Genomic DNA, 14,988 nt, shown 5'->3' on the forward strand with positions numbered 1-14,988 from the left:
GGGACTACTACCCGGTGTCCTCGGCGCAGAAACGGATGTACATTTTGCAGCAGATCGACGGGGCAGAGCGGAGCTACAACATGCCGGGCGTTCTAATACTTGAAGGAGCATTGAATCGCAATCGCTTGGAAGAGGCATTCCGCAGTCTCATTGCACGTCATGAGACGCTGCGTACAGCCTTTGAGCTGGTCGATGGTGAACCAGTACAGCGTGTGCACCGGGACGTGGAATTTGCCATAGCGTATGCATGGGTACAAGAAGGGGAAGAGAAGGCGCATATTCAAGAGTTCGTGCGGCCGTTTGATCTTCGCCAGGCGCCACTTTTGCGGGTGGGACTTCTCGAACTGAAACCGGATCGCCATCTGTTGCTCTTGGATATGCATCATATCATCTCTGACGGAGCTTCCATGAGCATCCTCACTCAGGAGCTTGTTCAGTTGTATGAGGGAGCGGAGCTGCCGCCTCTACGCATTCAGTACAAGGATTATGCAGCATGGCAGCAAACGGAAGCTCAAAGTGAGCGGATGAGCAAGCAGGAAAGGTACTGGCTGGGTGTGTTTGCGGGAGAAATCCCGGTGCTCGATCTGCCAACAGACGATGCCCGGCCGCCGGTCAGAAGCTTTCAAGGAAATCGACTTGACTTCGTGATCGACGAGCGAAGAAGCGATGGATTAAGACAGCTGGCCTCGCAAACGGGAACGACGTTGTATATGGTATTGCTGGCGGTATATACGACCTTGCTGTCCAAGTACAGCGGACAGGAAGATATTGTCGTAGGAACGCCAATTGCAGGCAGGTCGCATACGGAACTGGAGCCGATTCTGGGGATGTTTGTGAATACGCTGGCGATCCGCAACACCCCGGTGGGGGAGAAGACGTTCCGAGAGTATCTGCAGGAAGTCAAAGAAAATACGTTAAGCGCCTATGAGAACCAGGATTACCCGTTTGAAGATTTGGTGAGCAAGCTGGATGTACCAAGAGATGTAAGTCGCAATCCGATCTTTGACACGATGTTTGTACTGCAAAACATAGAGCGAAGAGAACTGAGCCTGGAAGGCTTGAGATTTAGTTCCTATCCGTTCGAGTATAACTTGGCCAAGTTTGACCTGACATTCAGTGCGGCGGAGGAATCGGAAGGGATTGTATGCGGCATCGAGTATGCCACCTCCCTGTACAAGAAAGAAACGATCGAGCGGATGGCGGGGCATTTCAAACAGGTGATCGATGTCATCGTGAATGAACCGCAGACGAAACTGTCATGGATCGAGATCGTGAGCAAAGAAGAGAAGGCGCAGATTGTGGAGATATTCAACGATACGGCGGCAGACTCTCCGAGAGACAAGACGATTCACCAGTTATTTGAGGAACAGGTGGAGTGGACACCGAATCAAGTGGCTGTTGTATACGAGGGCAGCCAATTAACATACCGTGAATTGAATGAAAGAGCAAATCATCTGGCAAGAACGCTGCAAGCGGAGGGCGTAGAGCCGGATCAACTGGTAGGCATCCTGGTTGAGCGTTCGCTGGAGATGATTGTGGGTATTTTCGGGATCTTGAAAGCCGGTGGGGCGTATGTGCCGATTGACCCGGAATATCCAGCGGAACGGATTGACTATATGCTAAAGGATTCGGGTGCGAAGCTGCTGCTGACACAAAGTCATTTGGTAGAGCGTGTGACTTTTGCCGGCCAGTGTTTGATGCTGGATGACGAACAACTGTACATGGAAGACGGTTCGAATGTGGAATCGGGCGCAACAGCGGATCATCTGGCCTACGTGATCTACACGTCGGGAACGACGGGCAAACCGAAAGGGGTTATGGTTGAGCATCGCGGTTTGTGTAATTTGAAACAGATGTTTGCAAACACACTACAACTCGGAGAACAGGATCATGTAATCCAATTCGCGAGTTTGTCTTTTGATGCGTCGTGCTGGGAGATCATTCAGGCGTTATTTTTGGGTGGAACGCTCCATATTCCTACCAAATCGACGATTTTGGATCATCAATTATTTAAGAGCTATATGAACGACCATCAAATTACGACAGCAACTTTGCCCCCAACGTATGCAGCCTACTTACAACCAGATGATCTGCCGAGTTTAAAGAAATTGATCACGGCGGGCTCCGCTAGTTCGGTTCAACTTGTCAAGCAGTGGCAAGACAGCGTGATGTACTTTAATGCTTACGGTCCGACAGAAGACTCGATTGCAGCAACGATATGGCCAGCATCTACTGGCGCTTCTACCGGCAAGCTGGTACCTATCGGTCGTCCAATTCTGAACCATCGGATCTATATCGTGGATGAGAACGATCAGTTACAACCGATTGGCGTAGCCGGGGAATTATGCATTGCGGGCGTAGGATTGGCGAGGGGGTACTTGAATCTTCCAGAGCTGACGGCGAAGAAGTTTGTGAGCAACCCATTCGAACCAGGTACGCGGATGTACCGGACAGGCGATTTGGCCAAGTGGTTGCCAGATGGGAACATTGAGTACTTGGAGCGTATCGACGATCAGGTGAAGATTCGGGGTTACCGGATTGAGCTCGGTGAGGTGGAAGGTCAGCTGTTGAAGGTGTCGTCGGTTCAAGAAGTGGTCGTAGTCGCACGGGAGGATGCGGGCGGACAAGATCAGCTATGTGCGTACGTTGTATCCGATCGGAAACTGGCTGCAGGCGAACTGAGAGAACACTTGGCTCAGCGATTGCCGAATTATATGATTCCTGCGCACTTCGTGCAGATCGAAAGGATACCGCTGACGGCAAATGGTAAAATCGATCGAAAAGCGCTGCCGGCGCCGGAAGAAAACCTTCTAGCCGCGGCTGAATATGCAGCGCCCCGAACTCGCGTCGAAGCGCAGCTTGTGTACATTTGGCAAGAAATACTTGGTCTTGACCGTGTAGGTGTACGCGACAACTTCTTTGAAATCGGCGGTCACTCTTTGCGCGCTACGGCCATGGTGAGCCGTCTGCATAAAGAGCTGCAAGTGAACGTACCGTTGCGGGACGTATTCCGTTTCTCCACCATCGAGCTGCTGGCCGAATCCATTGCGGATAGAAAGCAGCAGACATTCATTGCTATCGAACCTGTCGAAGAGAAGAGGTATTATGCAGTGTCTTCCGCGCAAAAGCGGCTGTATATCTTGCACCAGCTCGAAGAAACGGGTTTGAGCTACAATTTGCCTATAGTGCTGGAACTCAATGGGGCGCTTGACCGGCAGCGGTTTGAATCCGCGCTTCACAAGCTTATTGCCCGTCACGAGACGCTGCGCACAAGCTTTCACATGGAAGAAGGCGAGCCTGTACAATGTGTGCATCATGAGGTTGGCTTCACTCCGGAATATGTGCAAGCAAGCGAATCGGAAGCCGCGGAAGCCGTTCGGACATTTATTCGCGCCTTTCATCTGGAGCAGCCGCCGATCTTACGCGTCGGGCTGATAGAGCTTACGTCTGAACGCTATTTGTTCGTGCTCGACATGCATCACATCATTTCCGATGGCGTATCGATAGGCATTTTGGTAGATGAATTTGCTCGCTTGTATGAAGGGGAAGAACTTCCGCCTCTGCGTATTCAGTACAAAGACTACGCGGCATGGCAGCAGTCCGAGACGCAAAAAAGGCGCAAGCAGCAGGAGGAGACCTATTGGTTGAACAGGTTCTGTGGACCTATTCCTGTTCTGGAGCTGCCAACCGATTATGTCCGGCCTGTGGTGCAAAGCTTCCAGGGAGAAGCGATGTCATTTATGCTTGGGACTCCGCTCCGCCGGAGCTTGAAACGAATAGCGGCAGAAACCGGAGCGTCTCTGTATATGGTACTGCTGGCGGTATATACAACTTTACTGCATAAATATTCAGGGCAGGATGATATTGTTGTCGGCACGCCGATTGCAGGCAGATCACATAGCGACTTGGAGTCACTGGTGGGGATGTTTGTAGGCACACTAGCGATACGCAGCTATCCGGCAGGCAACAAAACATTTTTATCGTATGTAGAAGAAGTAAAAGAAACGATGCTTGATGCATACGAGCACCAAGGCTATCCATTTGAAGAATTGGTCGAGAAGGTGCAGATCAAAAGGGATAGAAGCCGCAACCCAATTTTCGATACGATGTTCGTTCTACAAAATGTGGAGCAAAGAGATGTGCAAATCCAAGGTTTGCACATCCAGCCTTATACAATCGAACATTCCGTAGCGAAGTTTGACCTCACCTTCCAACTGGCAGAGATGGAGAACGGAATTTCGTGCAGCATCGAGTACGCTTCTTCCTTGTTCAAACGAGAGACCATTGAGCGGATGGCGAAACACTTCGAGCAGTTGATTCATGCGGTTACGGCAAATCCGCAGGCACAGATTGCGTCGTTAGAGATCCTAACTGCGAAAGAGCGCGCACAGCTTGCGGCAGGAAATGCAACAGCTTCGGAATATCCTCGGGAAGCAACGGTGTACCAATTGTTCGAGCGGCAGGCGGAAAAAACGCCAGAGGCGGTAGCCATCGTTCATGAAGAGGAGCAAGTGACATACAGCGAGCTGAATACCCGTTCCAATCGTTTGGCAAGGACATTGCGGGCAGCTGGCGTACGAGCAGATCAATTGGTCGGCATTTTGGCGGATCGGTCGGTGGAAATGATCGTCGGCATACTAGGTGTGCTAAAAGCCGGAGGAGCTTACGTGCCGATTGATCCGGAGTACCCGGATCAACGCATTCGTTACATGTTGGAGGACTCCGGTTCGCAGGTGCTTCTCACACAGCATCATTTACTGGCTCGCGTACAGTTTGAAGGAAAGCTTATCGATCTGAACGATCAGGCTGTCTACAGCGAAGAAGAATGGAATCTCGAGCCGGTATCAAGCGCCAACGACCTTGCTTATGTGATTTATACATCGGGAACGACAGGAAATCCGAAGGGAGCAATGATTACTCATCAGGGCCTAACGAATTATTTATGGTGGGCGAAAAACGTATATGCTGCTGGGGAAAGGCTGGATTTCCCGCTGTACTCTTCCATTTCCTTCGACTTGACGGTGACATCCGTATTTACGCCTTTGCTTACAGGCAGTCTGATTCGGATTTATAGCGGGGAAGACAAAGCGTTATTAATTGAGCGGATTGTAACCGATAATCAAGTCAACATTGTCAAGCTGACGCCTGCTCATTTACGTTTGATTAAGGAATTGAAGGTCACGCCCGGATCGAACATCCGCAAGCTGATTGTCGGTGGAGAGAATCTTGCCACGGATCTGGCGAGAAGCATCTATGAACAATTTGGCGGAGAAATCGAGATATTCAATGAATACGGCCCGACAGAAACGGTTGTCGGCTGCATGATTTATCGATACGATCCGGCAACAGATACGAGCGGGTCGGTTCCCATTGGCGTACCGGCTGCGAATGTTAGCATCTATTTGCTCAATTCTGATGGCAAGCAAGTTCCGATAGGGGTACCAGGAGAAATCTATATTGCTGGAGATGGGGTCGCGAGAGGGTACTTTAACCGCTCCGACTTGACGGCAGAGAAGTTCGTAGACCATCCATTCGCCCCTGGAAAGCGGATGTATCGCACAGGAGACTTGGCAAAAATGCAGTCTAACGGAAACATGGAGTATTTGGGGCGTGCAGACGACCAAGTGAAAATAAATGGCTTCCGTATAGAGCTGGGCGAAGTGGAAGCAGCTCTGGCGAAAGTGAAGGAAGTGAAGGAAGCGGCGGTCATCGCTCGCGAAAATGAAGCGAAGGAGAAGCTTCTATTCGCATATGTCGTAGCGGATACCGAGCTTGTGGCCGGAGAACTGCGGAGAGCCTTATCCAAGCAGCTCCCAGCCTATATGATTCCGTCGAGATTCGTGCAACTGGATATGCTGCCGCTTACAGCTAATGGCAAAGTCGATCGCAGACGCTTAGCTCATATACAGCTCAATGAGCCTCTTCAAGCGAATTATACAGCGCCAAGAAATACGTTAGAACAAGCGCTTGCCGACATTTGGAAGGAGATTCTCAGCTTAGAGAGGATTGGCATTCACGATAACTTCTTCGATATAGGCGGACATTCTTTGATGCTGATTCAGATGATTAGTGAAGCTCGCCGGAGATTGGAAGTGGACATATCGTTCAGTGCCGCCTTCGCTTACCCGACGGTTATGGAACTCGCTGATCACCTTCAAAGCGGAAGCAGCCCAGACGATCTAGCGAAGCAGCCAACGGAAGGAGTGTCCGTGTGGAATGAAAACAATGCAAACGGCATAATCTTGCATTGTTTCCCGCCTATCGTCGGTTTTGGTCAAGTATTTACGATGCTGGCGACATTGCTGCGAGATACGGCTGCTATATATGCCTATGATTTTATTAGCTGCGAAGATGTAGCCTCATACTTTGCACAAAGCGTTCACAAGCTGCAGCCTCAGGGTTCGCTCTATTTGTTGGGCTACTCTGCAGGAGGTAATCTGGCGTTTGAAGTGGCCAAGCAGCTGGAACAACAAAATCGCGAAGTAGCCGGCATCATTATGCTTGATGCCTACCCAAGAGATTCGCATTCCTTGAACATGCTGCAAGAAGAGTACCTGCAGACGCTGCAAGAAGAAATTTCTCTATTTCTTCGTTATGTTCCAGGACTAGACGAAGAAGAAGTTAGACAAAACATTATAGCTTACAAAAATTGGGTCGATAATAGGGAAACGACAGGAGAAGTTCGGGCAGACATCTATCTGATCCAATCGTCGGAAGCAATAGGCGAAGTAGAACGCGGATGGACGTCCTGGAGCGAGTTAACAACTGGACAGTTGCACTTCTATTCAGGAAACGGCAAGCACGAGCAGATGCTGGAAAGAGACTATGCTCCAGCAAACGCATCGCTCGTAAAAGCGATTTTGGAAAAATCCAAAGCTTACAAGTAAAGAAAAAAAGGGGCGTGCTTCTTCTATTTGGTGGCGGGCTGGCGGTTTCCTTACACATTCATCCGTTCGCATTATACAGTAACATGATTTTTTGGGTCTTTCCTTTGTCAACTTTCGTGATTTATCATAATCAAATATGTAATAGTAAGTGAATCTCAATCTTGCGAAAAAGAGTGATGGCGGCCCCTACATTGAAAAGTAGGGGCCGCTGTTCTGTTTACATTACATTTCTTTTATTTCTAGAATTCAATCTATAGGACAACTACTCCCCAATCAATCTCCAATCGTTTGTGAACAATTGATCGAGTCCACTACGAGACCATGGTATCACTACTTTTTAGTCAACTCGGTTGCATGTTTCCATAAATGACAAAGGTCAAAATTTTACCCACACTAGGTCATAATCCATCCTTTGTTCTCCCTTGCCTGCGGCTTATGATGAAGTCAACAAATTATAAGCTGAGGTGACATAAAAAGTGGAAGAGACAAAATCAAGTTATCAGCTTCCAAAGCAGCAGGCGGAGCGCGTAGTGAAAAAATTTTGGTCGCCACGGAGAAAGGAAGCATTAGTTGGTTGGCTGTTTTTACTGCCAGAAATAGTGGGCATGTTGATGCTTAATGTATTTGCCCTTGGGTTTTCATTGTACTTAAGTTTTACAGATTGGGATTTATTATCTGGGGTATCAGGTATTAAATTTGCTGGTCTGCAAAACTTCATTCATTTATTTCAAGACCCAACGATTTGGAAGGCATTATATAACAACTTAGTATATACGGTGTTAACCGTGCCAATTCCGATTGCGCTTGCGCTTGTATTAGCAGTTGTTATTCATAGTAAAGTCTACTTTAAGGATTACTTTAAAGTCGTATTCTTTATACCTTACATTTCTTCGATTATCGCTGTGGCAGCAGTGTGGAGCATCTTGTTCCACCCTTCACTAGGCCCTATCAATCAATTTCTAATGGATCTTGGTATATCGAATCCTCCGAAATGGCTCGTTGATCCGAAAACATCACTAATTGCGGTCGCTATTATTAGTGCGTGGGCAGGGCTCGGTTACACGATTATTATATACATGGCGGGATTGTCCAATATCTCCGAAGAATTATATGAGGCGGCAGAAATTGATGGGGCGACGGGGCTGAAGAAGTTTTTCAATATCACGATCCCGCTGCTCCGTCCAACGACGTTCTTCTTGCTTATTACGATGCTAATTGGTTCATTTAAAGTGTTCGATATTATTTCGTATTTGACCGAAGGCGGTCCTGATAATTCATCAACGGTAATTGTATTCCGCATCTATCAAGAAGGTTTCGTCAACTACAATATGGGCTATGCATCTGCAATCTCTTGGCTGTTATTTGCGATTATCGGTCTGATTACTGCGGCAACGTGGAAGATGCGCCAAGAAGAATCATTTTAATAGAAAGGGAGAATACGATGCTAACCTTACGTAATAAGATTACTAAAATTATCGCTACCGTGTTAATGGGGGCATTGTCTATACTTTTTATCTTTCCATTATTATGGATGGTGTCGTCAGCGTTTAAATTTGAAAAAGATGTTATGCGCTTCCCGATTGAATGGATTCCGTCTGCAACCAACTTTGTAAATAACTTCAAGGCAGTATGGATGCAAAAGGTACCGTTCGGTCAGATTTACTTTAACTCAATTAAAGTGGCAATTATCGTTACTTTACTCTCGCTACTTATATCAACGATGGCAGCCTATTCCTTTACGAAACTACAATTTCGCGGTCGAAACCTTGTATTTGCCGGGCTGTTAGCCATGATGATTATTCCTGATCAAGCGACGCTCATTCCTCGCTTCATGCTTATTCGTTGGCTGGGACTATATGACACCCATGCAGCGCTAATATTGATGGGTATGTTTTCGATTTACTTTACATTCTTGTTGCGTCAATTTATGGCCGGTGTGAGTGATGATATTTTGGAAGCTGCTAAAATTGACGGTGCAGGGCACCTTCGCAGCTTCACTTCGATTATGCTTCCGCTCTGTCAGCCTGTGATCGCGACGGTGGCGATTATTAAGTTCATCTGGTCGTGGAATGATTATCAAAATCCGTTAATCTTCTTGCAATCGAAATCTTTGTATACCGTTCCGCTGGGCATGACATTGTTTAGGGACGATTATACGACCAACGATGCGATTATGATGATGGCGGCAGTGTCAGCGATTATTCCTCTGCTGATTGTGTTTATTGTTTTGCAGAGACAAGTTATTAGTGGGATTGCTCTTGGTGGTGTGAAAGGGTAAGCAATACGGACTCATGATAAATCTGTAGACATTTCTAGTTGAGAGTCTTCTAATAAGTCAAAATCGTTATCGCACAAGCACAAAATTATACACGCAGGCAATTTGCAAACATTATATACTGTCTGTAAGCGCTAACAAGGCCTTGACTCAAAGCTTACTATCATTCATTTTAGGGGGAAGTTGCACATGGCAACTAAAAGTAAACGTTATTTTCTTCTGTCCACATGCCTACTACTAGCATTAATGATGTTTACAAGCGCTTGTGGAAACAAAGCTGACGAATCCGCACAATCGAACGGTACAGAGAAGAAGGAAGTGACCCTTAAGTACTATAACTGGGATAATGAGGCTCAACAAGAGGGTACAGACGCAATGCTGCGTGAGTTTGAAGCTGCCAACCCTGGTATTAAAGTGGAACATGTCGTGCTCGTTCCAGGTAATTCATTGGAAATGTTGAAGAAACTGGACTTCCTTATTTCGTCAGGAGATGAAGTTGACGTCGTTCAATTGCCAAGTACTTCAGCGGTTGTTGAAAGAGCGGTTCGCAGTGCATTTACGCCACTAAATGAATTCTATGATAAAGAAGGTTTGAAAGCGGAAGATGAGTATTATGTAAATCCGCAAATAGACGGCAAATATTACGGGATGCCATATACATCAGGTTATACCTATGTAATGCTCAATAAGAATGCGTTGGATGAAGCGGGACTGCCTGTTCCTAAATTCGGCTGGACATGGGATGACTATCGTGACTATGCGAAGAAGCTAACAAAAGGCGAAGGCGTAGACAAACGATACGGAACATACTTCCATACGTGGGAGTTGTATATGAATGCCCCAGCGCAAACGGTAATGAAAGATCCGTTCCGCTATGACGATGGCAGTACAATTCTGTCTGACCCAACCTATCCGTACTTCTTCCAACTGCGCAAGGACATGGAAAATTTTGACAAGTCAGCGAAACCATATGCGGATGTGCTAGCATCTAAGCTTAACTATCGCAGTGAATTTTTCGGTGGTAGTGCAGCGATGATCATGTCAGGCAGCTTCACGATTCCAGATCCAGGGAATCTTGAGCAGTACCCACATGATTTTGTGACTGCTTTCGCGCCAGTTCCTTTGCCTCCAAAGAATGCTTTGCCTAAAGATTATGAGGGCGGTAAATACTTTGTTGGCAGTTCACAATTAGCAATGGGTTCAACAACGAAGCACAAGGAAGAGTCATATAAGCTGATGCGCTTTATGTCTACAGCTGATTCAGCTAATAGACAAGAATTTTCCGGTTGGAAGAAAGCAGATCAGACAGCACTATTGGAGCGCATGATCGGCAAAAACAAGGACAAGTACGATGTAGAGTCGTTAAAGAACACGCTGTTTGGCGACGATATTAAGTATTTGGATGCTTCCAAGGTGCTTACCATTTCAAGTGCTGACTTAACAAAAGTTATCGACGATGGCTTCAGCAAATTTATGCTTAGCTCCGAGCCAATTGAGAAAGTACAAGCATGGATGGTTGAAGAAGCGACGAAGATAATTAATGAGAAAGAGAAGAAGTAACAATTCGTAAGTAACATAATAACTAGCAACGCTGAAACAAGGCGTCTCTATATTCCATGCTATATAAAGTGCAGATAGTGGGAAGAGGGACGCCTTTTCTGTATGGTGCTGAGAGAAGGGGTGAAGAGTGATGAAAAGAATACTAAGTTGGATACTAGCAGTTGCAATAGTAGTCACATTCTTGCCGGTTGGCACAGGTGTAGCGATGACATCAAATGTTAATAATTTATTTCCAAATGGCGATTTCGAATCAACTGCAGCGCCGAGCGGTACTTGGACTCAATATACGGATACGAACCCTGCGCCTGTTAATTGGGACACATGGATTCCTGTAGGTTCTGGTAAACCAGCTGGCAGGACAGTAAGTGTAACGGTCGCTACCTATCATTCTTATAGTGGTCAGCAATCGATGCTGATTGATGCTTCCCAAACAAGCCGCGTGTCAATTAATGCAAAGGCACCTGTTGCATCCGGTAAATCATACCGCTTGCAAGTTTGGTACAAAACCGAAAATATTGCAGGTGGCAGCGGCGCTTATTTCCGCACTTCTGTGCTGAATGCTTCTAACACAAAATTAATCGATGGACCTACTTCAACGAAGGTGTATGGTACGAACGATTGGGCGATGCAGCAAGTTTTTATAACGGTGCCGGCTGGTGGTGCCAAATTTTTTGTTGAATTGTTTTTAGAAAATAGCACCGGCAAAGTGTGGTTTGATAACATTCGACTGGAGGAATATGACGGCATAACGGGGTTAGCTCTTGAACCGACGGCAAGGATGATGACGGTTGGGGAGACGAAGCCGCTCACATTAACCGTCACTCCAAATAACCTGCCCTCTCCCAAAGTAATATGGAGTACTAGTGATGAGAACGTAGCTGCTGTTGATCAAGATGGCAATGTAACAGCAGTTGCTGCGGGTGTGGCAACAATCACTGTTGCAACAGAAGACCAGATGATAAAGGCACAAAGTACCATTGGTGTAGACTCCACAGAGACAGCAGCTGCTTACGACCAATTGCGTGAACGCTGGAAGCAGAAGTTAGTAGGTGCTGTAGACGATAACCTCGCTTCTGATCCCGCTATTCAGGGACTAGTAGCTGAGATGGACAATAGTGTATCCAATGCCGCTAAGACTGGTTATCTCGATACGCTTAGTGCTAATGATAGCAGCCGCAGATACTTATGGTCGGATCTTGTCGATAATGCTGACACGAAGGAGCAGCATGCCAACAACATCGTTAGCGAGTTTACTCGTATTAAAACACTTGCAACCGCTTACAACACAAGAGCTTCCCGTTTCTATCACGATCCACAGCTGCGGGATGTAATTATAGGTGCCCTGGATTGGATGTACGCTAAGCGTTATAACGAGCGTTTATCCTACAGCAGCGCCAGCAGCTGGTGGGGATTTGAAATCGGTGCACCGCAGCTGTTAAATGATTGTTTGATCCTTATGTATGATGAGTTGAACGATCAGCAAATAGGCAACTTCATGCGGACAATTGATAAGTATTGTCCTAATCCAACAAAGCGGGTGCAAAATAGCTCCGTGATCGAAACCGGTGGCAATTTGCTGGACAAAGCACTTGTTGTAACTCTTCGCGGCGTAATTGGTAGAAATAGCGCTAAAATTACGCAAGGACGGGATTCGATTGGTTCCGAATTTAACTATGTCACGAAAGGTGATGGTGTATATGAGGATGGTTCACTGGTGCAGCATGCGAATATCGCTTACACTGCTGGCTATGGTGCAGTCTGGCTCAGCCGCACGGCGGACATCACTTATTTGCTCAACACTTCACCATGGCCTGTGACTGATCCACGTGTGGCTAACATTTATAAGTGGGCAAGTGATACATTCGAACCAGTTATTTACAAAGGGCTGTACATGGATATGGTTAACGGGCGGGGGATCTCCAGAAAAGACTCGGGTACGGCTCGCGGCACGATTGTAGCTTTAGCAAGTTTAGCAGAGGGTGCACCACCAGAGGTTAGCGCTAATATTCGCAGTATGGTTAAGGAATGGGTAAGCAAAGATACAACCTTAGATGATTATTATAAAGGCTTGCCGATTTATAGTGTGATGTTGTTGAAGAAAGTAATGAACGATGATACTGTCGCACCGCGCGGTGAATTGTCGCGCAGTTATATGTTCAACAGTATGGCCCGTGTCGCGCATCATCGTCCGGACTACGCTTTTGGGCTAAGCATGTTCTCAGATCGCATTTCTGCCTTTGAAATGGGTAACAAAGAAAATATAAAAGGATGGGATACTGGCCTTGGCATGACCTATATCTATAACGGAGACTTATTGCAATATCGCGATGGATATTGGGCAACGGTTAATAGTTTCCGCTTGCCAGGCACGACGACAGACGGTTCTGGAGAAGGAAAGATGCCGGGCGAATGGGCGTACTATTACAATACGAAAAGTCATGTTGGCGGCGCAACTCTAGATCATTTGTATAGCGCTAGCGGCATGGATTTCTCATTAACGAAAGTAACGGGTAGTGATTTAAGTGGTAAGAAATCATGGTTTATGTTCGATGATGAAATTGTTGCCCTCGGTACAGATATTAGTAAAACATCGGCCGCTACAAAAACGGTAGAAACGATTGTTGATAATCGGAAGTTGAATAGCAGCGGTGATAACGCATTTGTGATTAACGGTGTACAGGTGCCTACAGCATTGGATTATGCAGCAGATATTAATGATGTAAACTGGGTGCACCTGGCGGGCAATGGTGCAGGTTCTGGTGCGGATATGGGCTATTACTTCCCAACTGCACCCACACTCCATGTCGTACGCGAGGCGAGAACAGGCTCTTGGTATGACATAAACAACGGTCAATCGCAAGATAAGCTGACGCGCAACTATGCCAGCATTGCCTTTGATCATGGGAATAATCCACAAGCCGCTAGTTACGAATATGTGTTGCTTCCAGGTAAGACAACGGTACAAACACAAGCTTATAGTGAACAACCGGCAGTAGAAGTGCTAAGCAATACATCAACAGTACAGGCTGTTAGCAATAAGCAGCTTGGCATCACAGCTGCGAACTTCTGGAGTGCGGATACTGCAGGAAGCATCCAAGCTAAATCTGCAGCTACGGTCATCATGAAAGAAGAGCGTGGCGAAATGACAATTGTGATATCCGATCCAACGCAAAAGCAAAACACAGTGACAATTGAAGTCCATCAACCGAACTTGACATTGCTAACTGCAGATACGGGGATGAAAGTTACACCGATACAAGATGGAGTTAGCATTGAAGTCAATACTTCGGGATCGCTCAGTAAGACGTACACAGCAACATTTGATCTCGGCAAGACTTACACCGTAACCATGGAAGGTGTAACAGCAGATAAACAGACTGCTAAGAAAGGTGAAACCGTAACTGTAGTACTAGATACGCCTGTGGGTAAAGTGTTCGACAAGTGGATCGTTACGCCAGCAAGCTTGACGTTAACCCAAGATACAACGAATAACAACATGTATACGTTCATCATGCCAGGTGAAGCAGTTAAAGTAACAGCAACGTATAAAGACGATGCACCGGTAGGTGGCGGATCGACGCCATCAGCGGATCCAACACCAACATCGCCGACACCAACACCTAAACCTAAACCAACTGAACCTGTGAATCCAGTGAAACCTACTGATCCAGTACCCCCTAAAGTAGATTTGTCTGATATCGCAGCTCATTGGGCTAAGGCTGCCATTAAAAAATCAGTTGAGCTTGGTTTTGTAAGTGGCTATGAGGATGGAACCTTTAGGCCGAATGGTACGATAACTCGCGGTGAGATTTCCGCAATGTTAGCTAGAGCGCTAAAGTTGGAACCAGTCAATACAGGGTTTATTTTTGCGGATCAAAGTCAAACACCAGTATGGGCACAGCCATACATTCAAGCGCTTGCTAAAGCGGGATATATATCAGGCTATGAAGATGGTACATTCCGTGCGAATAAAGAAATCACCAGAAGTGAACTCGTTGTTATGATTGTTCGTGCACGGGGTCTTGAAGTACATCCAAATGCAACTCTGACGTTTACAGATGCGGATCAAGTGCCAGCATGGGCTAAGCCTTATGTGGCAACTGCAGAAGAAGCAGGCCTGATTAAAGGAAATGGAGTTGGAAAATTCAATCCTAATGCTGCTGCAACCAGAGCTGAAGCACTTACTTTGATTCTAGGCATGTTAAATGATTTGAAATAAGAGATGCTGTCTATTCAAGCCATCTGCATTAGTCACGTCTTAAGGTC

The 14,988-nt window shown here is 46.6% G+C and carries 5 protein-coding genes; all 5 read left to right on the forward strand.

Features of this window, described 5'->3' with window-relative positions; genetic code table 11:
- Positions 1-6,887 (forward strand): non-ribosomal peptide synthetase (locus BBG47_RS17610; protein ID WP_083189409.1); only part of this gene is annotated, 6,887 nt, incomplete at its 5' end.
- A 476-nt stretch (positions 6,888-7,363) separates the two neighbouring features.
- On the forward strand, positions 7,364-8,311 hold the full coding sequence (locus BBG47_RS17615) for a carbohydrate ABC transporter permease (RefSeq protein ID WP_254659853.1): 948 nt from the start codon (positions 7,364-7,366) through the stop codon (positions 8,309-8,311).
- Positions 8,312-8,328: 17 nt separating this feature from the next.
- Positions 8,329-9,165: a carbohydrate ABC transporter permease gene (locus BBG47_RS17620; RefSeq protein ID WP_021254837.1), complete on the forward strand. Its 837-nt coding sequence runs from the start codon at positions 8,329-8,331 to the stop codon at positions 9,163-9,165.
- A 186-nt stretch (positions 9,166-9,351) separates the two neighbouring features.
- Positions 9,352-10,722: an ABC transporter substrate-binding protein gene (locus BBG47_RS17625; RefSeq protein WP_065292785.1), complete on the forward strand. Its 1,371-nt coding sequence runs from the start codon at positions 9,352-9,354 to the stop codon at positions 10,720-10,722.
- Positions 10,723-10,852: 130 nt separating this feature from the next.
- Positions 10,853-14,941: a polysaccharide lyase family 8 super-sandwich domain-containing protein gene (locus tag BBG47_RS17630; RefSeq protein WP_065292786.1), complete on the forward strand. Its 4,089-nt coding sequence runs from the start codon at positions 10,853-10,855 to the stop codon at positions 14,939-14,941.
- The last annotated feature ends 47 nt before the right edge of the window (positions 14,942-14,988 follow it).

The organism is Paenibacillus sp. KS1, assembly GCF_001680695.1.
Taxonomy (GTDB): domain Bacteria; phylum Bacillota; class Bacilli; order Paenibacillales; family Paenibacillaceae; genus Paenibacillus_B; species Paenibacillus_B suaedae.

What these genes read in the sequence shown, in the direction of transcription:
- BBG47_RS17620 (WP_021254837.1), top strand. Translation starts at nt 8,329, where the DNA reads ATGCTAACCTTACGTAATAAGATTACTAAAATTATCGCTACCGTGTTA.
- BBG47_RS17625 (WP_065292785.1), top strand. Translation starts at nt 9,352, where the DNA reads ATGGCAACTAAAAGTAAACGTTATTTTCTTCTGTCCACATGCCTACTA.
- BBG47_RS17630 (WP_065292786.1), top strand. Translation starts at nt 10,853, where the DNA reads ATGAAAAGAATACTAAGTTGGATACTAGCAGTTGCAATAGTAGTCACA.